Genomic DNA, 23529 nt, shown 5'->3' on the forward strand with positions numbered 1-23529 from the left:
ATCAGTCCTCTTGGCGTTGAAGGCGACCGTCCGTCTCGACATAACGTTCACCGGTTCGCGGACAAACGAGACTGTCGTCCAACCTTTCGCCGGATTGGCTGACCCATCCGATCTGTCGCGCGGGGACTCCGGCCATCAAGGCGTAATCAGGCACATCGCGTGTCACCACGGCGCCTGCCGCGATCATGCACCACTGGCCAAGTGTATTGCCGCAGACGATGGTCGCATTTGCACCGATAGTTGCTCCGCGTTTTACCAACGTGGCGCCGAATTCATCCTTGCGTTCGACGTTTGCGCGGGGCGTCAATACGTTCGTGAAAACGCAGGACGGGCCGCAAAACACGTCATTCTCAAGTGTGACGCCCTTGTACAGCGCGACATTGTTCTGGATCTTGCAGCCGTCGCCGATCGTAACCTGCGGCCCGGCCATGACGTTTTGCCCCAGGATACAGTCGGTGCCGATCCGGGTGTCCGACAGAACGTGCACAAAATGCCAGAGCTTCGACCCGGCGCCGATCTCGACCCGATCATCGATGTAGGCGCTCTCGTGCACGAAGGCTGTTTCGGCGATCATCGCAACACCTTTGTGATGTCCGGGTGTTGTTCTCCGCGCGTGGGCTGCAATGGCGCGTTCAGGATCTCGGTCACCAGTTCGATGGACGGGCGCACGGCGTCAAGACCGTATCCCTTGCCGTCCAGCACGTTTTGATAGCTGGCCGTATGCAGGTCGGTGAAGCCGCCCGAGAATTCGATTTCCTCGCCTTCAACCGTGATGGATCGATGTGTCGTCTGGCCTTCGGGCGTGTGCGACGGCAGGTGGTCGCGGTTGATGGACAACACCCACCTGACCCTCGCCTTTGCGAATTCCAGGTATCCTGCCGCTGCATCGTGGCCACGATGGTGCACGATGTTTTCCTTGAGCGGGCCGAAAATGAACCCGAGCATATCGTAGAAATGGACGCCGATATTCGTGGCGATGCCTCCCGACTTGGCGACAGCGCCTTTCCAGCTTGCGTGATACCACGATCCGCGCGATGTAAAGTACCCCAGGTCGACGTCATAGATCTTGTCCGCCGGGCCGTTCGCAACCTTGTCTCGCAGGGCAAGAATCGCAGGATGCAGCCTCAGCTGTAGGATCGAATTGATGCGCTGCCCGGTCTGACCTTCCAGCGCGGCGAGGCGATCGAGATCCTTGGTGTCGAGGACCAGCGGCTTTTCACAGATCGCATCCGCACCCGATCGCAAGGCAAAGGCCATGTGCGCGTGGTGCAGGTAATTGGGTGAACAGATGCCGACGTAAGACACTTTCCGGTCGGTCTGCTGCATGTCGGCCATGGCTGCGTCAAACCGCTCGAACTCGGTGTGAAAGGCGGCCTTGGGAAAGTAGCTGTCGATCACGCCGACGCTGTCGTTCACGTCCATGGCAAGCACAAGGTCTCCGCCGGTATCACGGATCGCCTTCATATGTCTGGGGGCAATATATCCGGCAGCGCCAATAAGTGCGTAGTTCGTCATGTGTCAGGCTTTCACTATGTTGTCGGCCGGGGTGCGGTAGACGCCACGACTATCGATGATGACAGCAGCGTTGTCCGCGATGACCTGATAGTCGAAACGGCTGTGGTCCGTGGCAAGCACGACCGCGTCGAAGCTTGCAATGGTCTCTGCGGTCAGTTCAGTGCTTGCGAGATCGAATTGATGTTCCCTCATCTTTGGGAAAACCGGGACATGCGGGTCCGAATAGGCGACGTCGCCACCAGAGGCGCGGATCAGCTCCATGATCTGGACCGACGGGCTCTCGCGCATGTCGTCGACGTTCTTCTTGTAGGCGATCCCAAGCACAAGGACCCGGCTGCCCTTCAAGGATTTCTCACGTTCGTTCAGTGCTTTGACCAGCTTGCCAACGACGTAGTCGGGCATGGCCTGATTGATTTCGCCTGACAGTTCGATGAAACGCGTGTGAAGCCCGTATTCCCGCGCTTTCCAAGTCAGATAGAACGGATCGATCGGAATGCAGTGCCCCCCGAGCCCCGGGCCGGGGTAATAAGGCGTGAACCCGAAAGGTTTGGTGGCTGCCGCGTCGATGACTTCGTGGATGTCGATGGCCATGCGATCCGCAACGATCTTCATTTCGTTCACGAGGCCGATGTTCACGGCTCGATGGATGTTCTCAAGCAGCTTGGTCATTTCAGCCGCGCGGGTTGAAGAAACCGGGACGATGCGATCGATGGCCTGCCCGTACAGCCTTTGGCCGACATCAAGGCAGGTTGCCGTATGGCCTCCGACAACCTTCGGTATCGAATGGGTCGAGAAACGTTCATTGCCCGGATCCTCCCGCTCAGGAGAATAAACCAGAAAGACGTCCTGACCGACCACCAGACCGCGCGTTTCGATCCGAGGCAGAATTTCCTCTTCGGTCGTGCCGGGGTACGTTGTGCTTTCAAGCGAGATCACCTGACCTGCCCGCAGAAACGGCACGATGGAATTCATGGTGTCGGTGACGAAGCTGAGATCCGGTTCGCGGTACTTGTTCAGTGGGGTCGGCACGCAGAGTATGAGAGCATCGGCCTCTGACGCACGGCTGAAATCGGTCGTGCACGTCATCCCTTGCGCGACCGCATTGGCGACGTCGTCATCGCTGATGTGTTCAATGCCCGAATGACCGGCGTTCAGTTCGTCAACCTTGCGAGAATCGATGTCGAAGCCAATGACCTTGTAACCGAGAGATGCAAATCGGAGAGCCAGAGGCTGCCCGACGTATCCCATTCCCAAGATGCCTATGACGGCCTGACGCGCGTCGAGCTTTGACCCCAATCCGATTGCTGCGTGCGGCGAAGTAATGTTGTCCAAGGAAGCCTCGCGAATGTCGTGAATCGATTATTGCAAATGCGCCCGAACGTATCGGCGGAGCGCGGGTCCGGTCTGGTTCGTCGCGCAGGACGGCTGGGTGTCATCCGGTGCGTTGGCAGTGAAACCTATCCAGTATTCGACCATCATCTCAACGAAGTCTCTTGAACCGTCATGCCGCCACACGATGATCGAGGCCTATTGCATGGCTACAAGATGCACAAGGCTGCCTCTGCCATGCCGGGTCCGTCGCTTCATCCGCCGGGCAGGACCCCAAGGGGGGCTGAGCCAAATTTCGCCAACAAAAAGTTGTCCTGCATTTGACCTTCGATTAGGGACTAGCGCAGGTTTCGATAGTAAATTGTGTGGAGTCCGGACATGGATGTCTTCACCGCGGATTTGAGCAAACTGTCCCGGACGACAAAAGTCGCCATTCAGGCCGTGGCCGATATTCTGCTGGTCATAGTGTGTTACCTGACAGCGATGGCCCTGCGCCTTGATGCTCTTGCGTTCGTTGCGCGCGACGGGATTTGGGGGCCGTTGGCGGTCGTTTTGCCCGTCACGTTGTTCGTCTTCCTGCGGTTGGGTCTGTATCGTGCGGTCGTCAGATACATAAGTACACGGGCACTACGTACGGTCCTGTTCGGAGTCGTCCTGTCGGCTGTGGCCTTGGCCATATCGGCGCGTGCCATGGATGCACCGGTCCCCCGCTCTGTACCGATCATATATGCGGTGCTGCTGTTCTTGTCGGTAAGCGGGGTCCGTTTTCTGATCCGCAGCCTGTTTCGCCGGACATACTACGGCGCGCGTGCCCCTGTGATCGTCTACGGCGCGGGCGAGGCCGGGCGGCAGTTGGTCAACGCAATGGACCTGGTGAAGCCCTACAGGCCGGTGGCATTCGTCGATGACGATGTCACTCTTCATCAGAACACGATCGGCGGTCTGCGGGTATATTCCCCGGACAGGTTGGCCGGTCTGATCGACCAGACCGGAGCGACGACACTTCTCCTGGCCTTGCCGTCCGTGGACCGTGCCCGTCTACGAGAGATCGTGCGCGGCCTGACGCGCTACAAGATCGACATCAAAACCATTCCGGGTGTCGAGGACATCGTGCGCGGCACCGCTACCCTTGCGGATGTGCGCAATGTCAGCCCCGAAGATCTTCTGGGGCGCGATCCTGTGGCGCCAATGGATGATCTGATGCGACGCAACATCACCGGCAAGACCATTCTGGTGTCGGGCGCCGGAGGGTCGATCGGCAGTGAGCTTTGCCGGCAGATCCTTCACATGAACCCGTCCGAGATGATCCTTCTGGATATTTCGGAATTCGCTCTCTACCAGATCGAAGCGGAACTGCGGGAGACGGCCAAACGGACCGGGCGCGACACCATCCGAATCTCGGCAGTTCTGGGGTCTGTTCAAAATCGTGAGCGTACGCGCGCGATCATGCGGACGTTCAAGGTCCAGACTGTGTATCATGCCGCCGCCTATAAGCATGTGCCGATGGTCGAGGAAAACGTGGTCGAAGGTATCCGGAACAATGTTTTCGGGACCAAGACAATTGCCGAAGCAGCGGTTGAAGCGGGCGTCGAGCATTTCATTTTGATTTCGACGGACAAGGCGGTTCGGCCGACCAATGTCATGGGTGCCTCGAAGCGCATGGCCGAACTTGTCTGCCAGGCTTTGGCGATGGAACAGAGTGATACCATCTTCTCCATGGTGCGCTTCGGGAATGTTCTTGGGTCGTCGGGTTCGGTCATTCCCCGCTTCCAGCAGCAGATCGATCACGGCGGTCCGATCACCGTGACGCATCGAAAGATCAATCGGTACTTCATGACGATCCCCGAAGCCGCCCAGCTTGTCATCCAGGCGGGGGCCATGGGCGTGGGAGGAGATGTCTTTGTCCTCGATATGGGTGAGCCCATGGAAATCCTGGAACTGGCACACTCCATGGCACGCCTGCACGGTCTGGCCAGCTATGTGATCGATCATGAAGACGAGATTGATCCTGAACGCGGCGACATGCCCATCTTGATCACGGGTCTGCGCAAGGGCGAAAAACTGTTCGAAGAGCTGCTGATCGGTGACAACGCATCTGGGACCAGCCATCCTCGCATCATGACGGCGTCCGAAGTCGCGCTCGACTACTCAAAGCTCTCCGTCCTGCTGGATCAGCTTTGGGAAGCCAGCCTCGCCTTCGATGCAAACAAGGTTATCGCGATCTTCCGGAAGGCTCCGTTGGGATATGCTCCCTCCAGTGACGAGATCGCTGATCTCATGTGGAACATGCGCAATCGGGCCGGGCCGCAAGACGGAGTTTCCCAGCTGCGGGTCGTCTCATCCGTCGACTGACCCCATCCAACCCTCTGGCTCTTCCGTCCGCGCCATGCTTTACCACGCGCGGACAACAGCCCCGGGATCGCCATGTATATCGCCACGCTCACCGCCCGCCAGCTTGACCCCGCCGCCGCCGACGCGCTGCGCAATGCCTGGGGCGGGGGCGCGCTGCAGTGGCTGGCGCCGGACGAGGCGGCGGAATTCGCGCTGTCGCAGGTGCCCGGCAACTTCCGCGAGGTCTGGGCCGATCTGCAGGGCCTGAAGGTCGATCTGAACATCCTGCCCGCCGCGAACCGCCGCAAGAAGATGCTGCTGGCCGACATGGACAGCACCATGATCCAGCAGGAATGCATCGACGAACTGGCCGAAGAGGCCGGGGTGGGCGAACGGGTCAAGGATATAACCGCCCGCGCCATGAACGGAGAGCTGGATTTCGAAGGCGCGCTGACCGAACGGGTCGGGCTGCTCAAGGGGCTGCCCGAAGGCGTCATCCAGCAGGTCATCGACAGCCGCATCACCCTGATGCCCGGCGGGCCTGAACTGATCGCGACCATGAAAGCCGACGGCGCCTATTGCGCGCTGGTCTCGGGCGGGTTCACGGCCTTTACAGCCAGGATCGCCGCAACGCTCGGCTTTGACGAAAACCGCGCCAATACCCTGATCGCCGAAGGCGGCGCGCTGACCGGAGAGGTGGGCCGCCCGATCCTGGGCCGCGAGGCCAAGGTGCAGGCGCTTGAGGAAATCACCGCCCGCCTCGGCCTGACCGAAGGCGACGTGATCGCCGTCGGCGACGGGGCCAACGACCTGGGCATGCTGGGCCGCGCCGGGATGGGCGTTGCGCTCCATGCAAAACCTTCGGTCGCGGCGCAGTGCGAGATCCGGGTGAACCACGGCGACCTGACCAGCCTGCTTTACCTGCAGGGCTATGCGCGCACCGACTTCGTCACGCCCTGATATTAATTAACACTTGCGTTAAATAAGGAATCGCGTCAGCCTGTCCCCATGACAGAGCTGACCCGAACCTTTGCCGCCCTTTCCGACCCGACCCGGTTCGACCTGGTCGACAAGCTGCTGCGCCGGGGCGAACTTCCCGCCGGCACGCTGGCCGAGGAGGCAACGATCTCTGCCCCGGCAATATCCCGCCATCTCAAGGTGTTGCGCGAGGCCGGGGTGATCCAACAACGCATCGCCGGCACGCATCGGTTCTATTCGGTCAACCCACGCGCGCTGCAGGGCATCCACGCCTGGACGATGGATCACAGCGCCTTCTGGGCGGCCAGTCTGGATCGGCTCGACACGCTTCTTGCCCTCGATCCCGAAGGAGACGACGCATGAAAGACACCGATCCCGCCGATATCGAATTCGTCCGCGACTATCCCGTCGCGCTGACCCGCCTGTGGCGGGCCGTGACCGAACCCGTCCAGATCATCCAGTGGTTCGGGCCCGAAGGCGTCTATCTTGAGGCCTGCGACATGGACTTCCGCACCACAGGCCCCTGGACCTGTTCAATGCGCGGCAAGGAGAGCGGCAATCTTTACAAGGTGTCGGGCCAGATCACCCGCGTTTCGCCTCCTGACGGCGGCAGGGGCACGGTCGGCTTCACCTGGGCCTGGCACGACGACAGCGATACGCGCGGCCCCGAAAGCCACGTGACCTTCACGGTCGAACAAACCGCCACCGGCGCACGGCTGACCCTGTCACACCGCGATCTGCCGGGCATCGAGGCGGGCCAGGATCACACCCGTGGCTGGCTGTCGTCGCTGCGCAAGCTCGACTTTTTCCTCGATCCCAACCCGTCCCTGCAAGAGTAGGCGAACGGAATTCCAGTGACCCAGAAAGGACAGATCATGCCCCAGTATCTCTACATCTACCGCGGCGATGCCTCACAGGTGCCCTCAACCCCCGAAGATCAGGAGGCCGCGATGAAGGCCTGGGGCGACTGGATGGGGGCGATCGGACCCAAGATGGTGAACCCGGGCGAACCGGTCGGGAAATCCGTGCTGGTCAGCGGCGCGGGTGTCTCGGACAAGGTGCCGAACGCCAGCTTCGGCTTTTCCATTGTCGAGGCCGCCACGATCGAGGAAGCCTGCGACATGGCCAAGGGAAACCCGATGGTCGCGGGCGGCGGATCGGTCGAGGTCGCCGAAATCGTGCCGATGGACATGTGATTGGCGGGGCGGGGGCTCTGCCCCCGTCCTTCGGACTCCCCCGGAGTATTTGGCGAAGGTGAAGCCTATTCGCCGTAAGGCACCCAGACCGTCTTGACCTCGGTCGCCTGGTCGAGGAAGGCACGCCCTTCGCCCTCGGCCCCCATCCAGTCGCGCGTGCGGCCGTTGTTGACCCAGGTCCGCTTGAGGTTGCCCGCGCTCTTCTTCTCGATTTCCTGCGACAGGTCGGTGGACGAAAAGCTCCAGACCGCGTCGATGTCCAGATGCGCCGCCATGGTGCCCGCCAGGTCCTTGTGCGCACCGGTGACGATGTTGACCACACCGCCCGGCACGTCCGAGGTCTCAAGCACCTGGTAGAAATCCGTCGCGGCCAGCGGGAAGGGGGCGGACGGGGCCAGCACCACCCGGTTGCCCATGGCGATCGCCGGGGCCATGACCGAAATCAGGCCCAGAAGCGGCACATCATCGGGGCAGAGCGCGCCGATCACGCCCACGGGTTCGCGCACGGCCAGCGCCATGCCGCGGATCGGCACCGACCGCAGATCGCCTGCGTACTTGTCGGCCCAGGCGCCATAGGTGAACAGCCGCGAAACAGAGGCCGCGACCTCGGCCTTGCCCTGCTTGCTGCCGGTCATGGCATTGATCCGGTCGGCAAACTCCGCCGCCCGCGCCTCGAGGTTCTCGGCGATGTAATACAGGATCTGCGCCCTCAGATGGCCCGTGGTGCCGGACCAGCCCTTGGCGCCCTGCGCGGCCTCGACCGCGTTGCGGATATCCTTGCGGCTTCCGCTGCCGACATGGCCGATCAGCTTGCCCTGCGGGGAGAAGACGCCGCGCGAATAGCCGCTGTCGGGGCGGGCCTGCTTGCCGCCGATGTACATCTTGGCGGTGCGGTCCAGCACGTCCTCGACCGGGTCGCTCTTGCCGGTATGGGCCGCGATGGTCGCCAGCGATTTGGTCTTCGCATGGGGTTTGAGGTAGGCCGACAGCCCCTCCCAACCACCTTCACGGCCAAACCCGCTCTCGCGCACGCCGCCGAACCCGGCGGCCGCGTCGAACATGTTGGTGCCGTTGACCCAGACGACGCCCGCGACCAGTTTCGGCGCCAGCCCAAGCGCGAGGTTGAGGTTTTCCGTCCAGACCGAGGCCGCAAGCCCATAGCGCGTGTTGTTGGCCAGTTGCACGGCCTCGTCGGGCGTGCGGAAGGTGCAGGACACCAGCACCGGGCCAAAGATTTCTTCCTGCATAAGCCGGTCGGCAGGCGCGAGCCCGGTGATCAGCGTCGGCGGATAGAAACACCCCTCGGGCACGTCACAGGCGGCGCGGTAGACCTCGCCACCCGACCCTTCGACCAGCCCCTTGATCGTCTCAAGCTGCACGGGATCGACCACCGCGCCGACGTCGATGGATTTATCCAGCGGGTTGCCCATGCGCAGCTTGTCCATCCGCGCGCGCAGCTTGTCGTGGAACCGCTCTGCCACGCCTTCCTGAACCAGAAGCCGGGACCCGGCACAGCAGACCTGCCCCTGGTTGAACCAGATCGCATCCACCAGCCCCTCGATCGCGCTGTCCAGATCAGCGTCGTCGAACACGATGTACGGACCCTTGCCCCCCAGTTCGAGCGTCAGGGACTTGCCCTGACCGGCGGTCGCCTCGCGGATCTTGCGCCCCACCTCGGTTGATCCGGTAAAGGCCACCTTGTCGATATCCTCGTGCGCCACGATGGCCTCGCCCACACGCCCGTCGCCGGTGACGATGTTCACGACCCCCTTGGGCACGCCCGCCTGGCGGCAGATGTCGGCAAAGCACAGCGCGGTCAGCGATGTATATTCGGCCGGCTTCAGCACCACCGTATTCCCCGCCGCGATGGCCGGCGCGATCTTCCACGCCAGCATCAGCAGCGGAAAGTTCCAGGGGATCACCTGGCCACAGACGCCCACAGGCTCCATCCCCGGCGCCTCGGTCTCCATCAGCTGCGCCAGACCGGCATGATAGTAGAAATGCCGCGCAACCAGCGGCACGTCGATGTCGCGCGCCTCACGGATCGGCTTGCCGTTGTCCATCGTCTCCAACACGGCCAGCAGGCGGGAATGTTTCTGCACCAGCCGCGCCAGCGCATAAAGCACCCGCGCCCGGCCATGACCGCCCAGCTTCGCCCACTTCGGCTGCGCCTTGCGCGCCGCCGCGACCGCCGCATCGACATCCGCCGGGGTGCCCTGGGTGACATGCGCCAGCACCTCGCCCGTGGCGGGGTTGCGGCTTTCAAAGGTCTCGCCGACCTCGGTCCAGTCGCCGTTGATGAAATGCCCGAACCGGTCGCCCTGATCGACCAGCCAGGCCAGCGCGTCACCCGCGCTCTCGGGGGCGGTGCCATAGTCCATGGTCTCGAAAATCTCTTTGACGGTCATTGGCTTGCCTCGCAGGTCGTGGTTGCCAGAATGGGGGTTGCGGAGTCATGCATCAGCCGCTGAAGGGTCACGCGGGGGCCGAACTCAGGCCCGGTCTCGCCGCGCACGAAATCGCCGTGGATCACCAGTGCCGATCCTTCGTCCAAGTAGATGCGCCGGGTCAGCGTGCCCTGCGCCATCCGGACGGTCACGGCGGGGCCCGAGGCCGCGCGCAGCGTGATCATCGACTTGCCGATCGACAGCGCCTCGATCCGCGCCATATCCGCGACGTCCCAGCCGTCACAGGCATAATCCGCCGCCACCGCCGTCGATCCGCACAGGGTCAGCGCCACGGCCGTCCCCTTCATCTTGCCGGAAATACTCAATCGGCCCTCAGCCCGCCGCATGACGCCACCCTGCGGAATAGGCGCCGGTCACGTGGTGTTCCAGCTGGCGTTCGATATCCCCCAGAAGCGACGAGGCCCCGAAGCGGAAGAGATCCGGCTGCAACCAGCGATCGCCCAGTTCCTCTTTCATCAGCGACAGGTAGACCAGCGAATCCTTGGCCTTCGAAATCCCGCCCGCCGGCTTGTAGCCGATGCGGAACCCGGTCCGTTCGTAGTAATCCCGGATCGCCCGGATCATCACCAGCGACACGGGCAGAGTGGCGTTCACCGATTCCTTGCCGGTCGAGGTCTTGATGAAATCCGCCCCCGCCATCATGCAGACCAGCGAGGCGCGCGCGACATTGCGCAGGGTGCCCAGCTCTCCGGTCGCGAGGATTGCCTTGACGTGCGCCTCGCCACAGGCGGCGCGGAATTCACGCATCTCGTCATACAGCGCCTGCCAGTTGCCGCTCAGCACGTGGCGGCGCGAGATCACGATGTCGATCTCTTCGGCGCCGGCCGCGACCGATTCACCGATCTCGGCGACGCGCAGGTGGAAGGGCGACAGCCCGGCGGGAAACCCGGTCGACACGGCGGCGACGGGGATGCCCGTGCCCTCCAGCGCCTGAACGGCGGCGGGGACCATCTCGTGATAGACGCAGACCGCGCCCGTGGTGATGCCCTCGACGCCAAGCGCGTCCAGCAGGTCCGCGCGCACCGGCTGTTTCGCCTTGGCGCACAGACGCCGCACGCGCCCCTCGGTGTCGTCGCCCGCCAGCGTCGTCAGGTCGATGCAGGTGATCGCCCGCAGCAGCCAGGCCGCCTGGTGATCCTTCTTGACCGATCGCCGCCCGGGCAGGGTCGCGCAGCGCCGTTCGATGGCCGAGGTATTGGCCTGCGCGCTCATCACCCAGTCGAGATCAAGCTCCATCCCCGGATTTCGCGCGTCCACCATCTGGGGAAGCTGCGCCGCGGGGCTGTCCACCTTTGTCTGCATGGGGTCCTCCTGAAGATCGCCTGACTGGGGTCTGCACGTCACTGGGGCCGACACGGGGGCCGGGTCGGTGGCACCGTCGCACGGGCGCAAAAGGCTGGCAAGCGCGCCGCAGGGGAAGGGGCGTGGGTCAGGCGTCGGGCGGGAAGGCCTCGGCCAGCGCCTCGAACCCCTTCTGGTACAGGGCTTTCAGGTCGGTCACGGTCACCGGAACATGCGCGGTTTGCAGCGCGGTGGCATAGCCGCGGGCCAGCGGACCCGCGCCGATCAGCACCGCCTGCTGCCCCAGCCAAAGCGTCCGGGTCGCGCCGACCTCGGCCCCCATAAGCGCGCCAAGTTCCGCGCCGGGCGTCGCCGCATCCTGAAGAAGAAGGGGCAACCGTTCGGGCCGGTCGAGCGCGGCATCAAAAGCCTCGGGTCCGACGTCCGAAAGCCCGAGCGCGGCGGCGATCCGTGGCGTGGCGCTGCCCTGCTGGTGGATCACCTCGCGCGCCGACAGGGTGGCCCAATGGGTTGCCGCACCGCCGACCAGAACCGCCACCCCGTCCCAATGCGGGTTGAGCGTCAGGAACCCCGCCAGCGCCAGCCGCAGCCGGGCAGGAATGGCCCCGAGTGCGGGCAGGTGCAGCACGCCGTCCGATCCCGGCATCCGCTCCGGCCGGACCGGGCCGTTCGCCTCGTCCGCCGGAACGTCCGGATGCCCGACGACGAACCGCCGCGCGGCCCCCTCAGAGCCCCAGGTGCCGTCCGTTCCGATGATCTCACCACGCCATGCCATCCGGGCGAGATAGGCGGCATGGCGTCCGGGGTCAACGTTGGCGCGGCGAGGCTCAGCCCGCCGCGGCCACGCCCCGCACCGGCGATTTGGTCAATGCGACATGGGCATCGTATTGCGACAGGAAGACCTCTCCGGTCAGCTCGTCCAGGAAATGCGACCGCTTCAGCCGGTCCATCACCGGGCCCTTCACCTCGGACATGTGCAGCTTGATCCGCATCTCGCCGAGCCGCGTGTTGATCGCCTCAAGGCTTTCCAGCGCCGAGGTGTCGATCTCGTTCACCGCCGAACACATCAGCACCACGTGCCGGATCGGCTGGTCGCAGGCGAGCCGGTCATAGATCAGGTCCTGCAGGTAATGCGCGTTGGCGAAATAGAGGCTTTCGTCGATGCGGATGGTCAGAAGCTCGGGATGGGTCAGCACCGTGTGGCGGTTGATGTTGCGGAAATGCTGGGTGCCCGGCACCAGCCCGACCTCGGCCACATGCGGCTTGGACGTGCGATAGAGGAACAGACCGATCGACAGCAGCACACCGGCCGACACCCCGACCTCGACCCCCACGGCCAGCGTCAGCAGGATCGTCGCGGCCACGGCGGCAAAGTCCACGCGGTTGTAGCCCCAGGTCCGCTTGAGAATCGAGAAATCGACAAGGCTCAGCACCGCCACGATGATGGTCGCCGCCAGCACGGCCTTGGGCAGCAGGTAAAGCAGCGGGGTCAACAGCATCGCGGCCAGCAGGATGCCGACAGCGGTGAAGGCTCCGGCGGCGGGCGTTTCGGCGCCGGCGTCAAAGTTCACGACCGACCGGGCAAAGCCCCCCGTCACCGGATAGCCCCCCGTCAGCGCCGCCGCGATGTTCGAGGTGCCAAGCCCGATAAGTTCCTGATCCGGCACGATCCGTTGGCGTTTCTTGGCCGCAAGCGTCTGCGCCACGGACACGGATTCGACGAAGCCGATGATCGAAATCAGCAGGGCAGAGACAAAGATCTGGCCCCAGAGATCCATGGAAAAGCTGGGCAGCGTCAGCGGCGGAAGGCCCATGGGCACGTCCCCGACGATCGCCACGCCCTTGGTGTCGAGGCCAAAGATCCAGACGGTCAGGATCGACACCGCAACGGCCGCGACCGGCCCGGCCTTGGCCAGCAGATCAGCCGTGCGCGGCTTCAGCCCGAAGGAGGCCAGAAGCGGCTTCAAGCCCTTACGCACCCAGAAGAGAAAGGCGATCGTGGCCGCGCCGATGATCAGTGTGATCACGTTCGTGTCGGGCAGGTTCGAGACGAGGTTCGTGACCAGCTCCAGCAGGTTGTGCCCGCCGGCCGAGACACCAAAGATATGTTTCAGCTGCGAGGTCGCGATCAGGATGCCAGAGGCCGTGATGAACCCCGCGATGACGGGATGCGACAGAAAATTCGCAAGAAAACCAAGGCGGAAGATCCCCATGACCGTCAGCATCAGGCCCGACACGAAGGCCAGCGTGATGGCCGCAGCGATATATTCCGGCGTGCCCTGAGCCGCCAGGTTGCCCGCCGCCGCCGCCGTCATCAGCGACACGACCGCCACGGGCCCCACGGCCAGCGCGCGGCTTGTGCCGAAGATCGCATAGGCCACCAGCGGCAGGATCGAGGCATATAGCCCCATTTCCGGCGGCAGGCCCGCCAGAAGCGCATAGGCCAGGGATTGCGGGATCAGCATGATGGTCACGATCACGGCCGCCACCAGGTCCGAGGTCAGGACATCCCGGTCATAGGTCTTGGACCACTCCAGGATCGGGAGATAGCGTCTGATTTTCAGTTGGCTGCGGCTTGGGCGTGACACGGGGGGTGTTCCTTAGAAGGGACTCGGCTTGCATACATATAAGATATATTGAATATGTATTGCAACCCCGGATGGCGCCTTGTGACGTCGGGGCGTGGATGGGGGGCTTCGCCCCCGGCCTGCGGCCTCCCCCAAGGTATTTTGGACCAGAAGAAGATCAGGTGCGGGGGTGGGGTCTGAAAGAAGGCGCGCGTGTGAGCGAAGCCAGGGCGCGTGCCGTGTCTTCCGCCATTGGTTTCAGTGTCTTGGGCCTGAAGTTCTGGCCGAGTGGGCCTAGTGTGCTTCGGCCCAGGTGTGACCAGATCCGGCATCGACCACCAGCGGCACGTCGATCTTCACGGCCGGGGCGGCGGCGGTTTCCATGACCTTGCGCGCGACCTCGGTGAGGTCGTCAACCGCGGCCTCGTCCACTTCGAAGATCAGTTCGTCGTGGACCTGCAGAAGCATCTTGGCGGGCAGCTTTTCGATCGCTTCGGGCATCCGGATCATGGCGCGGCGGATGATGTCGGCGGCGGTGCCCTGGATCGGGGCGTTGATCGCGGCGCGGCGGGCGAACCCGGCGCGCGGCCCCTTGGCGGCGATTTCCGGGGTGTGGATGCGACGGCCGAAAAGCGTTTGAACGTAACCGTTTGCCTTGCCGAATTCGGTCGTCGCATCCATGTAGTCGCGAATGCCGGGGAAGCGTTCGAAGTAGCTGTCGATGAAGCCCTGCGCCTCGGCCCGCGGGATGCGCAGGTTGCGGGCGAGGCCGAAGCCCGAGATGCCGTAGATCACGCCGAAGTTGATCGCCTTGGCCTGGCGGCGGATTTCCGGGGTCATGTCCTCCATCGGGACGTTGAACATCTCGGATGCCGTGGCGGCGTGGATGTCCTGACCTTCCGCGAAGGCCTCTTTCAGCGCGGGGATGTCCGCGATATGGGCGAGGATGCGCAATTCGATCTGGGAATAGTCAAGCGAAACCAGTCGCTTGCCGTCGTCGGCGATGAAGGCTTCGCGGATGCGGCGGCCCTCTTCGGTGCGGACGGGGATGTTCTGCAGGTTCGGGTCGGTCGAGGCCAGACGCCCGGTGTTGGCGCCGGTCTGGACGTAGGAGGTGTGGACGCGGCCGGTTTCGGGGTTGATGTGCTCCTGCAGGCTGTCGGTGTAGGTCGATTTCAGTTTCGACAATTGCCGCCAGTCCAGAACGCGACCGGGCAATTCGTGTTCCGTTGCAAGGTCTTCCAGGACATCGGCACCGGTGGCATAGGCGCCGGTCTTGCCCTTCTTGCCGCCCTCCATCCCCATCTTGTCGAACAGGATTTCGCCCAGCTGTTTCGGCGATCCGACGTTGAAATTCTCGCCCGCAAGCTCGTGAATTTCGGCCTCCAGCCCGGCCATTTTCTGGGCGAAGGCATTGGACATGCGGGATAAAACGTCGCGGTCAACCTTGATGCCGTGCATTTCCATCTGCGCCAGGACGGGCGAGAGGGGGCGTTCGAGGGTCTCGTAGACCGTCGTGACCTTCTTGGCGTGCAGTTGCGGCTTCAAGACCTTCCACAGGCGCAGCGTGATATCGGCGTCCTCGGCAGCATAAGCGGTGGCCTTGTCGAGCGGCACTTTGTCGAAGGTAATCATCGACTTGCCGGATCCGAGCAGATCCTTGATCGGGATAGGCTGGTGATCGAGATAGCGGTCGGACAGCGCATCCATGCCATGCTGGTGCAGCCCGGCGTTCAGCGCGTAGGAGAGCAGCATCGTGTCGTCGATCGGGGCGACGGTAACTCCGTACCTCTTGAGGATCTTGGCGTCGTATTTCATGTTCTGGCCGATCTTGAGGATCGACGGATCCTCGAAGACAGGCTTGAGCATGTCCAGCGCCTCGGCCTCGGCCATCTGCCCTTCGGCCAGGCTGTCAGAGGCGAAAAGTCCTTCGCCTTCAGAGGCTTTGTGGTTCAGCGGCACATAACACGCCTGCCCGGGGTCGGTGGCGAGGCAGATGCCGACAAGATCCACCCGCATCTCGTCCAGCCCGGTCGTTTCGGTGTCGACGGCGACGTAGCCGCGTTCGTAGATGCGGTCGATCCAGACTTGCAAGGCCTTGGCATCGCTGACCATTTCATACTTCGAGGTGTCGATTTCCGGCATCTCGACCGTCTCGGGCGCATCTTCGCCGCCCTGGGTGTTGACCTCGGGCAGGGCCGGGGCGTCGACCCCCATCTGGTCGGCGATGCGCTTGGTGAGGGTGCGGAATTCCATTTCGTTGAGGAAATTCAAAAGGGTATCCGCGTCCGGATCCTTCACCTCAAGATCATCCAGCGTGAAATCCAGCGGGGTGTCGCAATCCAGCTGCACCAGCTTCTTGGACAGTTCGATCTGGGCGCGGTTGTCGATCAGGGTCTGGCGGCGCTTGGGCTGCTTGATCTCTTCGGCGCGGTCGAGGAGTTCCTCCAACGTGCCGTATTCATTGATCAAAAGCGCCGCGGTCTTGATCCCGATGCCCGGTGCGCCCGGCACGTTGTCGACCGAATCCCCGGCCAGCGCCTGCACGTCGACCACGCGGTCGGGACCTACGCCGAACTTGGCCTCAACCCCTTCGACGTCGATGCGGAGGTTCTTCATCGCGTCGAGCATTTCCACGCCGCCGCCCACCAACTGCATGAGATCCTTGTCAGAACTGATGATCGTCACGCGCCCACCGGCCTCGCGCGCCTGGCACGACAGGGTGGCGATGATGTCGTCGGCCTCAAAGCCCTCAAGTTCCTTGCAGGCGATGTTGAAGGCCTCGGTCGCGCGGCGGGTCAGGGGGATCTGCGGGCGCAGATCCTCGGGCATGGCTTCGCGGTTGGCCTTGTACAAGTCATAGAGATCATTGCGGAAAGTGTGGCTGCCCTTGTCGAAGATCACGGCGACATGGGTGGGCGCATCGGGGCCGGTGTTTCCTTCGACATAGCGGTGCAGCATGTTGCAAAAGCCCGACACGGCGCCCACGGGCAGCCTGTCGGATTTCCGCGTCAGCGGCGGAAGTGCATGATAAGCCCGGAAAATAAAGGCCGACCCGTCGATCAGGTGCAGGTGACAGCCTTTGCCGAATTGCTGGGTCATGGGGGCCTCCGTTCCGCGTTGCGGAGGTTGTGCCATGATCCGCAGGACGGGGCCAGAGGCATTCGGCAGGCCCTTGAAAACAAGGAGAAACGCGGGATGGATCAGTTTTGCTAATGAGAACCCGTTTCAATAAGCAGGACTGATTTCGCGATGCCGGGTCAACGCGATTTTTGCGAAACTTCACTCAAAAGGTAAACTGCTACTATCGCCGGGCGCACCCTGCGCCGCACATATACTTTCGTATAGAAAGTGCGCATTCAGGATCAGATTTCATGCCGAAGAAAGATTTCACGACCACCGGCAAGGGTGGTGGCAAAGGCGGTGGTAAGAACAACGATGGTGGCTCGGACGGGGGTGGCGGTGGCGATACCGGATCGACCACGGAAACCTTCCGCGGCGGTCGCGGTGGGGACACCTATGTCTATGACGGATCCCGCTACGATTACGACATCACGACCGATGGCAATGGCAACTGGACGGTCATCGACCTGAACCCCGATGATGGCGACACCGGCACCGATTACTTCACCAAGTGGGAGTCGTTCGAGTTCAACGATTTCACCGTGTCGCTCAGAAACATCTATCCCGCTTACCTGACCGGTCCGGACAGCCTGCGCCTGACCCTGGGCGAGAGCGTGGAATTCACCCTGACCGCGACGGACGGTGACGGCGTGGATCAGTATGGCGAGATCAGGCCCTGGTCGCCCGGTGGGCCGATCCGGTTGGGGTCGATGACCTTTGTGGAGGACCGGTTCTGGAACGGCCCCGACGGCGGCACGATCGAGGCGACCTATGTTTTCGACAGCGGCGACATCATCTTCTACCACGAGGACGAAGCGGCCGCCCTGGCGGAAGGCGAAATCTTCTACGACACCCGCAGCTTCATCTATGGGCAGGTGCACGAGATCACCTTTGAAATCGTCGGGGTGAACGACCTGCCCGTCCTAACCGAACAGTGGTGGGACATCTTCGCCTTCCACAACGGCGCGAATGCTGTGCTTGACCTGGCGCCCGCCGGATCGGACGTGGACAGCGACGACACCGGCGCCAGCCTGACCTATGAAGTCGTCAGTGTGACCGAAGGATTCCAGGTGCGGATCGAGGGGACGACCCTGATCCTTGAGGGCGGGCCGGATCAGGCGATCCTTGACAGTGACGAGTCGGTTGAAGGTGCGGTCGAAATCCGCGCCCGCGATCGTCATGGCGCCTATGCCGAGGACACGATCATCGTGGATCTGTCCGTGACGGGCAGCGGTCAGCCGATTTCCCCGGTGATGCAGCCTGACGGCACGGTCGATCTGGCCGCGCTGGGGGTTGTCGCGGGCGAGGGGCTGTTTTTCGACATTGCGGATGGCTACGACGACGACCCGGCGCTTCTGGCGCTGCTGTCGGGCACCGATGGCGATGACCTGTGGCAGGTCACGGCGGCGCGCATGGGAAACATCATGCCGAACCCCGAGTATTACGATTTCTACGAGGACAATAACGGCCCGCTGACCAACTACGAGTCACTTCCCGTGTCGCTGGGCGACGGCAATGACCTGGCCGTGCTGCGGCTTGAAAGCGACAGCCTTGCCTCGATGGAGATGGTGTCGGTCGCGACGGACGGGGGCGATGACATCGTGCATGTGACCTTTGACGCCAATGTCTCGTTCTCGACCGGGTCGATCAATACCGGGATGGGCAGCGACCAGGTTTACCTGCGGATGGGCAGCAGCTTTGAAAACCTCTGGGCCGGGTCGATCAACACCGGGTCGGGCCATGACTATGTCGATGTGCACCTGTGGGACAGCGACACCACCAACGGGCCGGACGGGTTCGCGGTGTTCAACGGCGGCGTGAGCCTGGGCAGCGGCAATGACCACCTGCGGATCGTGATCGAGGGGACGGAGGCCCTGTCTTCGGCCGGGGTCGGTCTGGCGATCGACGGCGGCGCGGGGGATGATTTCATCTTCTTCGACAATTCGGCCGTGACGCTGCGCGAGGATGCCATCGGGTACAAGGGTGGCTACGACGGAGAGATCAACCTGGGCACCGGCAACGATCACCTTGTGATGAACCTGTCGCTGGCGGACGGCTGGACCAACGAGCTTGAGATCGACGGCGGATTTACCCGGGATGACGTGGACTATGACGTGGTCGAACTGCTGCACCTGACGGCGGCGGATGATTTCACCGTGACGCGCGTCAACGACTGGACGGTCGAGCTGCAGCACATGAAGCAGATCATCAGCTTCACCAATGTCGACGAGGTGACGCTGGGCGACGGCACGAGCCTGTTCGGCTATCTCTGAGCCCAATTGAAACGCAAAGGCCCCGCCCCGGGTGATCCGGGACGGGGCCTTTTTTCCGGGCGCATCCTGCCCGATTATTCGATGATCACCGGGGCCTTGGGCGCATCGTCATAGTCCGGCGCGCGCAGCAGCATCGCGCCAAGCGCCACAAGCACATAGGCCACGAGGTTGTAGATCATCGAGGTCGACATCGCGTCGACGAATGCCGCGTCCCGGGTCGCGCCGGCGGCCATCGACCCGCTGAGGGTCGAGAAGAAGATCTGGCTGACCACGGCGATGCCAAGCGCGCCGCCGGCCTGCTGGATCGCCTGCAAGGCGCCCGACCCGGCCCCGGCGTCCTGCGGCGGCACGCCCGCCAGGATCGTCTGGAACAGCGGCGCGATCGAGGTGGCCAGGCCCAGCCCGCCGATGAAGAGCGGCAGGAAGAAATCCCAGTGATCGACGGACTGGTCGACCCCCAGCACCACGGTGCGCAGGGCGTAGATCGCGACGAACAGCACGGCGACGCCGACGATGATCCGTTGCTTCTGCCAGCGCGCCCCCAGCTTGCCCGACACCACCGAGGCGATCAGGATGCCAAGCGGGAAGGGCACGGTCGTCAGGCCCGAGGTCAGCGGGTCAAAGCCGAAGCCCTGCTGCAGGAACAGCGCGAGCACCAGGAACAGCGCGGGCATGGCCGAGAAGTAGACCATCGACATCGCCCCGCCGAGCGCGAAGTTCCACGCCTTGAGAAGCGAGATCGGCATGACCTGCGCCTGTCCGCGCCGGTTCTGCCGCGCCTCCCACAGCACGAAGCCCACGAACAGCGGTGCCGAGGCGATCATGAGCGCAAAGCACCACCAGGGCCAGCCAAGCGCGCGGCCTTCGACCAGCGGGAAGATCAGCGCCAGCATGGCCGCCGCGATGAAGGCGATGCCGCCCCAGTCGTTGCGCAGGCTGCGGTCGCCCGGCAGGTCGGGGATCAGCCGCGAGGCCGCCACCAGCGCGAACAGGCCGATCGGCAGGTTGATCAGGAAGATCGGGCGCCAGCCCAGCCCCCAGAGGTCCGCATTGATCAGCGCCCCGCCCAGGATCGGCCCGGTGACCGAGGCCAGCCCCGCCGTCAGACCGAACAGCGCGAAGGCCCCGCCCCGTGCGCGGGGCGGAAAGAGGTTCTGCGCGATGGCCATGACCTGCGGCATCATCACCGCCCCGGCCGCGCCCTGAATCACCCGGGCCGCCACCAGAAATTCGATCGACGGTGCCACCCCGCACAGCGCCGAGGCGCCGGTAAAGGCCGCGACCCCGTAAAGGAACAGCCGCTTGCGCCCGACGATGTCGCCGTACCGCCCCATGGGCAGCAGGCCAAGCGCGAAGACCAGGATATAGCCCGCCACGACCCATTCGATCTGGCTTTCGGTCGCGCCGAGGCCCGATTGCAACGAGGGCAGGGCGACGTTCACGATGGTCACGTCGATCAGGTTCATGAACTGCGCGATCAGGATCGTCAGGAAGGCCGCCCACCTGGTGCGGTTGTCGATCGTGTCGTGAATCGGGGCGATATCGGGGGGCATGTCCTGCGGATCGGCAAGGGCGGTCATGAGAAGTGTCCTTTCAGGCGGTCGACCGGGCCGGAGGCAAAGAGCTTCAGCACTTCGGTCGCGTGATGGGGGAAATCGAGATTGCAGTGTTCCGGAGACCCGAGCGACAGGATCGACCAGATGAAGACCCGGGCCGAGGTCGGCGGATCGAGCGAGGGCCGGAGGCTGCCGTCGTCAACGCCCTTGGCGATCAGTTCGGTGATCTTGCCGTGCCAGAAAGCCTTCATCGGCAGCATGTGCCGGGCGATCCCGGGATCGTTGGGGGCACGGCGGGTCAGGGTCGCCATGATCGGATGGATGTCGGGGTGTTCCAGCCGGACCTGCCGGAAATCGGCCAGCTCCTGCGCCAGTTCCTCGAGCCCCGACATGCCGGTGCGGCTGGTCAGGTTGCGGCGGGCGCGGAAATCCTCGACCAGTGACTGGGCCACCAGGGCGATCAGCCCGTCCTTGCCGCCGACATGGTAATCAAGCGTCGCGACGTTGATGCCACAGCGATCCGCCACGGCGCGCATCCGCAGCCCTTCGAACCCCTTTTCCAGAAGCTCGGCGCGTGCGGCCTGCGCGATCTCGGCCTTGCGGCGTGCGGCGGTGGGGCTGTCGGTATCGGTGGATGTCATGGTGCGTCCTTCCATCAATCATTTGATTGAAAAATCAGGACGGATCAAGACGGGGTTTTCTGCAGCTGCGAAAACGTCTCTGTGCAGAATTGCAGAGGTGGGCAGAAACGTGGGCGTGGGCGGAGGGCCCGGCGCGGATCAGGCCGCGTCAGAGCCCTTCATCACGTACTTCGCGTCGCAATAGCCGCATTCGACAAAGTTCGTCTCTTCGGGGATGTGCAGCCAGACGCGGGGATGACCCAGGGCGCCTTCGCCGCCGTCACAGGCCACCTTGCGGCTGTCAACGATCTTGGTCTCGGGCGCATCGATGCTCATGTGGCGATCCTTTTCAGGGGCTGTCTGCTGCGCGGCAATATGGGCGAAAGCGGTCGGACGGGCAAGAGACGGCATGGCGGTTTGTCGGGCGCCCGGTGTCGCAGGCCGCGCCCCTCAGGCCCGCACCGCGCGCGCCTGGTAGCAGTTGTTGCGCGACGACCGGATGTCGGCAAAGGCCACGTCCGCCCGGGCCAGGATGGCGGTGATCGTCGCCGAAAGCTGATCCGCCGGAACGGTCGCGCCGGTGCCATAGGCGATGCGTTCGGTGGGGTGGTAGCCCTTGACCAGAAAGCTGTCGCGCCCCTTCAGCACCGGCGGCAGGCTGTCCGGCGCGGCCTGCCACGCGGCGCAGTCATCGCCGCACAGGAAGATCGGCCCGCATTCGGCATAGGGGTGCAGTGTCGCAAAGGGCCGATGGGCCAGGATCAGCGTCCCGGCCCCTTCGGGAATATCGCACAGGCAATGGCGGCAGGGGTTGCCGGTGCCCTGCGCCACCGCCCGTTCGGCGGGCTGGCCATTGGCGTCGGGCGCGCCCTGTCGCAGAGACCGGACAAGATCGGTGGCAAGCGGGAGGATGCGGAAGGTCATGGGGGGCTCCTGTTGGTTGGCCTTCGTCATGCCGCACGAAGGGGGCCGCGCGCGACCCGAAGCCTGCGCATTCGTCCCGGGCCGATCCCCGGCGTCCGGCGGAAACAGACACGCCCCTGCACGATGGGCTCTTGCCAGACCCGCGCCCCTCGGTCACTGACGGGGCATGGACCGCACGACCTCTCCGTTCGGGCTGATCGCCCTGCTTCTGCTGGCCGGCATGACCGCGGCGGGCCAGTTCGCCAAGATCTCGGTCATCTTCCCCGAACTGGCGCTGACCTATCCCGAGGCCGGCGCATCGCTCGGGTTCCTGGTGTCGATCATCAGCCTCACGGGCGTGCTGACCGGGCTGGTCGCCGGCATGATGGTGGCGCGGATCGGCCTGCGGCGGGTCGTCGTCGGAGGCCTGCTGCTGGGCGCGGCCCTGTCGGCGGTGCAGGCGCTCATGCCGCCCCTGCCGGTGATGCTGATGACCCGCGCGCTTGAAGGCCTGAGCCATATCGCGCTGGTCGTTGCGATCCCGACCCTGATCGCGCAGCTGTCGGCCGACCGGCACAGGCCCTACACGATGACGCTCTGGGGCAGCTATTTCGGCGTGACCTTCGCACTGGTCGCCTGGGCGGGCGCGCCGCTGGCCCGCAGCCACGGGCCCGGCATCCTGTTCCTGATCCACGCAGGCGTGATGGTGGTGCTGGCGGGGGTGCTGGCCCTGGCCCTGCCGCGCGGCGTCGTGGCGCGTCGTCAGGACCCGTTGCCCGGGGTGCGGCAGATCCTGGCGAACCATCCCCGCATCTATGCCTCACCGCGCATCGCGGCACCGGCGTTGGGCTGGCTGTTCTATACGCTGACCTTCGTGGCGCTGCTGACGGTGCTGCCGCCCTACCTGCCCGACGCCACCCGCGCCACGCTCAGCTTCTGGATGCCGATCGCGGGCATCATCGTATCGCTGACCCTGGGCGCGCAGCTGCTGCGCCGGATGCCGGCGGTGACCATCGTGCTGATCGGGCTGGCCGCTGCGGCGGTGTCGGTCGTGCTGATGTGGCTGATGCCGGGGGCCTTCCTGCCGCCGGTGCTGCTGTTCGGATCGCTCGGGCTGGTGCAGGGGGCGAGCTTTACCGCCATCCCGCAGCTGAACCCCGATCCGGCCGACCAGGCGCTGGCCAATGGCGCGCTGGCGCAGATGGGAAACCTGGGTAACCTGCTGGGCACGCCGGTGCTTCTGGCGATGGTCACGCCCATGGGCTTCGACGGGGCGATCCTGTTCGCCCTGATCGCCTATGCCGGCTGCGCGGCGGTCCACCTGCACGCGGCGGCGCGCCGGGCGCGGGGGTAGCGGGCGGCCCGCCC

20 protein-coding genes are annotated in these 23529 nt (G+C 64.1%); 7 read left to right on the forward strand and 13 right to left on the reverse strand.

The features are described from left to right. Position 1 precedes the first annotated feature (1 nt). Genes E4S58_RS00130 through E4S58_RS00140 form a run of 3 tightly spaced genes read right to left on the reverse strand, consistent with a single transcriptional unit; the run spans position 2 to position 2817 of the window. Positions 2–574, reverse strand: coding sequence for an acyltransferase (locus E4S58_RS00130; protein ID WP_136634305.1), 573 nt, complete (start codon positions 572–574; stop codon positions 2–4). Further along, positions 571–1515 (reverse strand): Gfo/Idh/MocA family protein, encoded by a 945-nt coding sequence (locus E4S58_RS00135; protein ID WP_136634306.1) that lies wholly within the window; start codon positions 1513–1515, stop codon positions 571–573. Before E4S58_RS00135 ends, E4S58_RS00130 begins: the two co-directional genes overlap by 4 nt. Positions 1516–1518: 3 nt before the next feature. Further along, the gene (locus tag E4S58_RS00140; protein ID WP_240789489.1) at positions 1519–2817 is read right to left on the reverse strand and encodes a nucleotide sugar dehydrogenase; all 1299 of its coding nucleotides are present in this window, start codon (positions 2815–2817) and stop codon (positions 1519–1521) included. A 405-nt stretch (positions 2818–3222) separates the two neighbouring features. Between E4S58_RS00140 and E4S58_RS00145 the strand changes: the two genes are divergently transcribed. The 5 genes from E4S58_RS00145 (at position 3223) to E4S58_RS00165 (ending at position 7349) form a co-directional block, all read left to right on the forward strand. Beyond that, complete coding sequence (locus E4S58_RS00145) at positions 3223–5196, forward strand: nucleoside-diphosphate sugar epimerase/dehydratase (RefSeq protein ID WP_136634307.1); 1974 nt, start codon at positions 3223–3225, stop codon at positions 5194–5196. Between the two features lie 72 nt (positions 5197–5268). Further along, positions 5269–6135, forward strand: a complete 867-nt coding sequence (gene serB / locus E4S58_RS00150) for a phosphoserine phosphatase SerB (protein ID WP_136634308.1) — start codon at positions 5269–5271, stop codon at positions 6133–6135. 48 nt (positions 6136–6183) lie between these two features. Continuing rightward, positions 6184–6516, forward strand: a complete 333-nt coding sequence (locus tag E4S58_RS00155) for an ArsR/SmtB family transcription factor (protein WP_136634309.1) — start codon at positions 6184–6186, stop codon at positions 6514–6516. Beyond that, positions 6513–6992 carry an SRPBCC family protein gene (locus tag E4S58_RS00160; protein WP_136634310.1) on the forward strand — a complete coding sequence of 160 codons (480 nt, stop codon included), beginning with the start codon at positions 6513–6515 and terminating at the stop codon, positions 6990–6992. The genes E4S58_RS00155 and E4S58_RS00160 overlap by 4 nt, the downstream gene beginning before the upstream one ends. Before the next feature lie 36 nt (positions 6993–7028). Then, positions 7029–7349, forward strand: coding sequence for a YciI family protein (locus E4S58_RS00165; protein WP_136634311.1), 321 nt, complete (start codon positions 7029–7031; stop codon positions 7347–7349). Positions 7350–7414: 65 nt separating this feature from the next. Here E4S58_RS00165 and E4S58_RS00170 read toward each other — a convergent pair whose 3' ends face one another. From E4S58_RS00170 to polA, 6 genes are all read right to left on the reverse strand, one after another. Continuing rightward, positions 7415–9757 (reverse strand): aldehyde dehydrogenase family protein, encoded by a 2343-nt coding sequence (locus E4S58_RS00170; RefSeq protein WP_136634312.1) that lies wholly within the window; start codon positions 9755–9757, stop codon positions 7415–7417. Continuing rightward, the gene (locus E4S58_RS00175) at positions 9754–10143 is read right to left on the reverse strand and encodes a hypothetical protein (RefSeq protein WP_169052561.1); all 390 of its coding nucleotides are present in this window, start codon (positions 10141–10143) and stop codon (positions 9754–9756) included. Before E4S58_RS00175 ends, E4S58_RS00170 begins: the two co-directional genes overlap by 4 nt. Continuing rightward, on the reverse strand, positions 10130–11119 hold the full coding sequence (gene deoC, locus E4S58_RS00180) for a deoxyribose-phosphate aldolase (protein WP_136634314.1): 990 nt from the start codon (positions 11117–11119) through the stop codon (positions 10130–10132). Before deoC ends, E4S58_RS00175 begins: the two co-directional genes overlap by 14 nt. A gap of 127 nt (positions 11120–11246) precedes the next feature. Further along, positions 11247–11894, reverse strand: coding sequence for a 2-dehydro-3-deoxygalactonokinase (locus tag E4S58_RS00185; RefSeq protein ID WP_136634315.1), 648 nt, complete (start codon positions 11892–11894; stop codon positions 11247–11249). A gap of 52 nt (positions 11895–11946) precedes the next feature. Beyond that, positions 11947–13707 (reverse strand): SulP family inorganic anion transporter, encoded by a 1761-nt coding sequence (locus tag E4S58_RS00190; RefSeq protein WP_136634316.1) that lies wholly within the window; start codon positions 13705–13707, stop codon positions 11947–11949. A gap of 273 nt (positions 13708–13980) precedes the next feature. Further along, entirely contained in the window at positions 13981–16788 is a 2808-nt protein-coding gene (gene polA, locus E4S58_RS00195) for a DNA polymerase I (RefSeq protein WP_136634317.1), read from the reverse strand. 272 nt (positions 16789–17060) lie between these two features. On the opposite strand from polA, the gene E4S58_RS00205 reads away from it, so the two are divergent. Then, positions 17061–19082 carry a hypothetical protein gene (locus tag E4S58_RS00205; protein WP_169052562.1) on the forward strand — a complete coding sequence of 674 codons (2022 nt, stop codon included), beginning with the start codon at positions 17061–17063 and terminating at the stop codon, positions 19080–19082. Between the two features lie 74 nt (positions 19083–19156). Here the strand turns inward: E4S58_RS00205 and E4S58_RS00210 are convergent, their stop codons facing one another. From E4S58_RS00210 to E4S58_RS00225, 4 genes are all read right to left on the reverse strand, one after another. Then, the gene (locus tag E4S58_RS00210) at positions 19157–20662 is read right to left on the reverse strand and encodes an MFS transporter (RefSeq protein WP_136634320.1); all 1506 of its coding nucleotides are present in this window, start codon (positions 20660–20662) and stop codon (positions 19157–19159) included. Continuing rightward, positions 20659–21279 (reverse strand): TetR/AcrR family transcriptional regulator, encoded by a 621-nt coding sequence (locus E4S58_RS00215; RefSeq protein ID WP_169052563.1) that lies wholly within the window; start codon positions 21277–21279, stop codon positions 20659–20661. The genes E4S58_RS00210 and E4S58_RS00215 overlap by 4 nt, the downstream gene beginning before the upstream one ends. A 138-nt stretch (positions 21280–21417) precedes the next feature. Beyond that, positions 21418–21594 carry a zinc-finger domain-containing protein gene (locus tag E4S58_RS00220; RefSeq protein ID WP_136634322.1) on the reverse strand — a complete coding sequence of 59 codons (177 nt, stop codon included), beginning with the start codon at positions 21592–21594 and terminating at the stop codon, positions 21418–21420. A gap of 114 nt (positions 21595–21708) precedes the next feature. Then, positions 21709–22182, reverse strand: coding sequence for a DUF1203 domain-containing protein (locus E4S58_RS00225; protein ID WP_136634323.1), 474 nt, complete (start codon positions 22180–22182; stop codon positions 21709–21711). Positions 22183–22348: 166 nt separating this feature from the next. On the opposite strand from E4S58_RS00225, the gene E4S58_RS00230 reads away from it, so the two are divergent. Further along, positions 22349–23515, forward strand: a complete 1167-nt coding sequence (locus E4S58_RS00230; protein WP_136634324.1) for an MFS transporter — start codon at positions 22349–22351, stop codon at positions 23513–23515. Positions 23516–23529 lie beyond the last annotated feature (14 nt).

This window comes from Pseudooceanicola onchidii, assembly GCF_004959925.1.
GTDB classification, from domain to species: Bacteria; Pseudomonadota; Alphaproteobacteria; order Rhodobacterales; family Rhodobacteraceae; genus Pseudooceanicola; species Pseudooceanicola onchidii.

Coding starts and splice junctions, on each gene's coding strand:
- E4S58_RS00130 (WP_136634305.1), bottom strand. CDS start 574: ATGATCGCCGAAACAGCCTTCGTGCACGAGAGCGCCTACATCGATGAT.
- E4S58_RS00135 (WP_136634306.1), bottom strand. CDS start 1,515: ATGACGAACTACGCACTTATTGGCGCTGCCGGATATATTGCCCCCAGA.
- E4S58_RS00145 (WP_136634307.1), top strand. CDS start 3,223: ATGGATGTCTTCACCGCGGATTTGAGCAAACTGTCCCGGACGACAAAA.
- serB (WP_136634308.1), top strand. CDS start 5,269: ATGTATATCGCCACGCTCACCGCCCGCCAGCTTGACCCCGCCGCCGCC.
- E4S58_RS00155 (WP_136634309.1), top strand. CDS start 6,184: ATGACAGAGCTGACCCGAACCTTTGCCGCCCTTTCCGACCCGACCCGG.
- E4S58_RS00160 (WP_136634310.1), top strand. CDS start 6,513: ATGAAAGACACCGATCCCGCCGATATCGAATTCGTCCGCGACTATCCC.
- E4S58_RS00165 (WP_136634311.1), top strand. CDS start 7,029: ATGCCCCAGTATCTCTACATCTACCGCGGCGATGCCTCACAGGTGCCC.
- E4S58_RS00170 (WP_136634312.1), bottom strand. CDS start 9,757: ATGACCGTCAAAGAGATTTTCGAGACCATGGACTATGGCACCGCCCCC.
- E4S58_RS00175 (WP_169052561.1), bottom strand. CDS start 10,143: ATGCGGCGGGCTGAGGGCCGATTGAGTATTTCCGGCAAGATGAAGGGG.
- deoC (WP_136634314.1), bottom strand. CDS start 11,119: ATGCAGACAAAGGTGGACAGCCCCGCGGCGCAGCTTCCCCAGATGGTG.
- E4S58_RS00185 (WP_136634315.1), bottom strand. CDS start 11,894: ATGGCATGGCGTGGTGAGATCATCGGAACGGACGGCACCTGGGGCTCT.
- polA (WP_136634317.1), bottom strand. CDS start 16,788: ATGACCCAGCAATTCGGCAAAGGCTGTCACCTGCACCTGATCGACGGG.
- E4S58_RS00205 (WP_169052562.1), top strand. CDS start 17,061: ATGCCGAAGAAAGATTTCACGACCACCGGCAAGGGTGGTGGCAAAGGC.
- E4S58_RS00210 (WP_136634320.1), bottom strand. CDS start 20,662: ATGACCGCCCTTGCCGATCCGCAGGACATGCCCCCCGATATCGCCCCG.
- E4S58_RS00215 (WP_169052563.1), bottom strand. CDS start 21,279: ATGACATCCACCGATACCGACAGCCCCACCGCCGCACGCCGCAAGGCC.
- E4S58_RS00220 (WP_136634322.1), bottom strand. CDS start 21,594: ATGAGCATCGATGCGCCCGAGACCAAGATCGTTGACAGCCGCAAGGTG.
- E4S58_RS00225 (WP_136634323.1), bottom strand. CDS start 22,182: ATGACCTTCCGCATCCTCCCGCTTGCCACCGATCTTGTCCGGTCTCTG.
- E4S58_RS00230 (WP_136634324.1), top strand. CDS start 22,349: ATGGACCGCACGACCTCTCCGTTCGGGCTGATCGCCCTGCTTCTGCTG.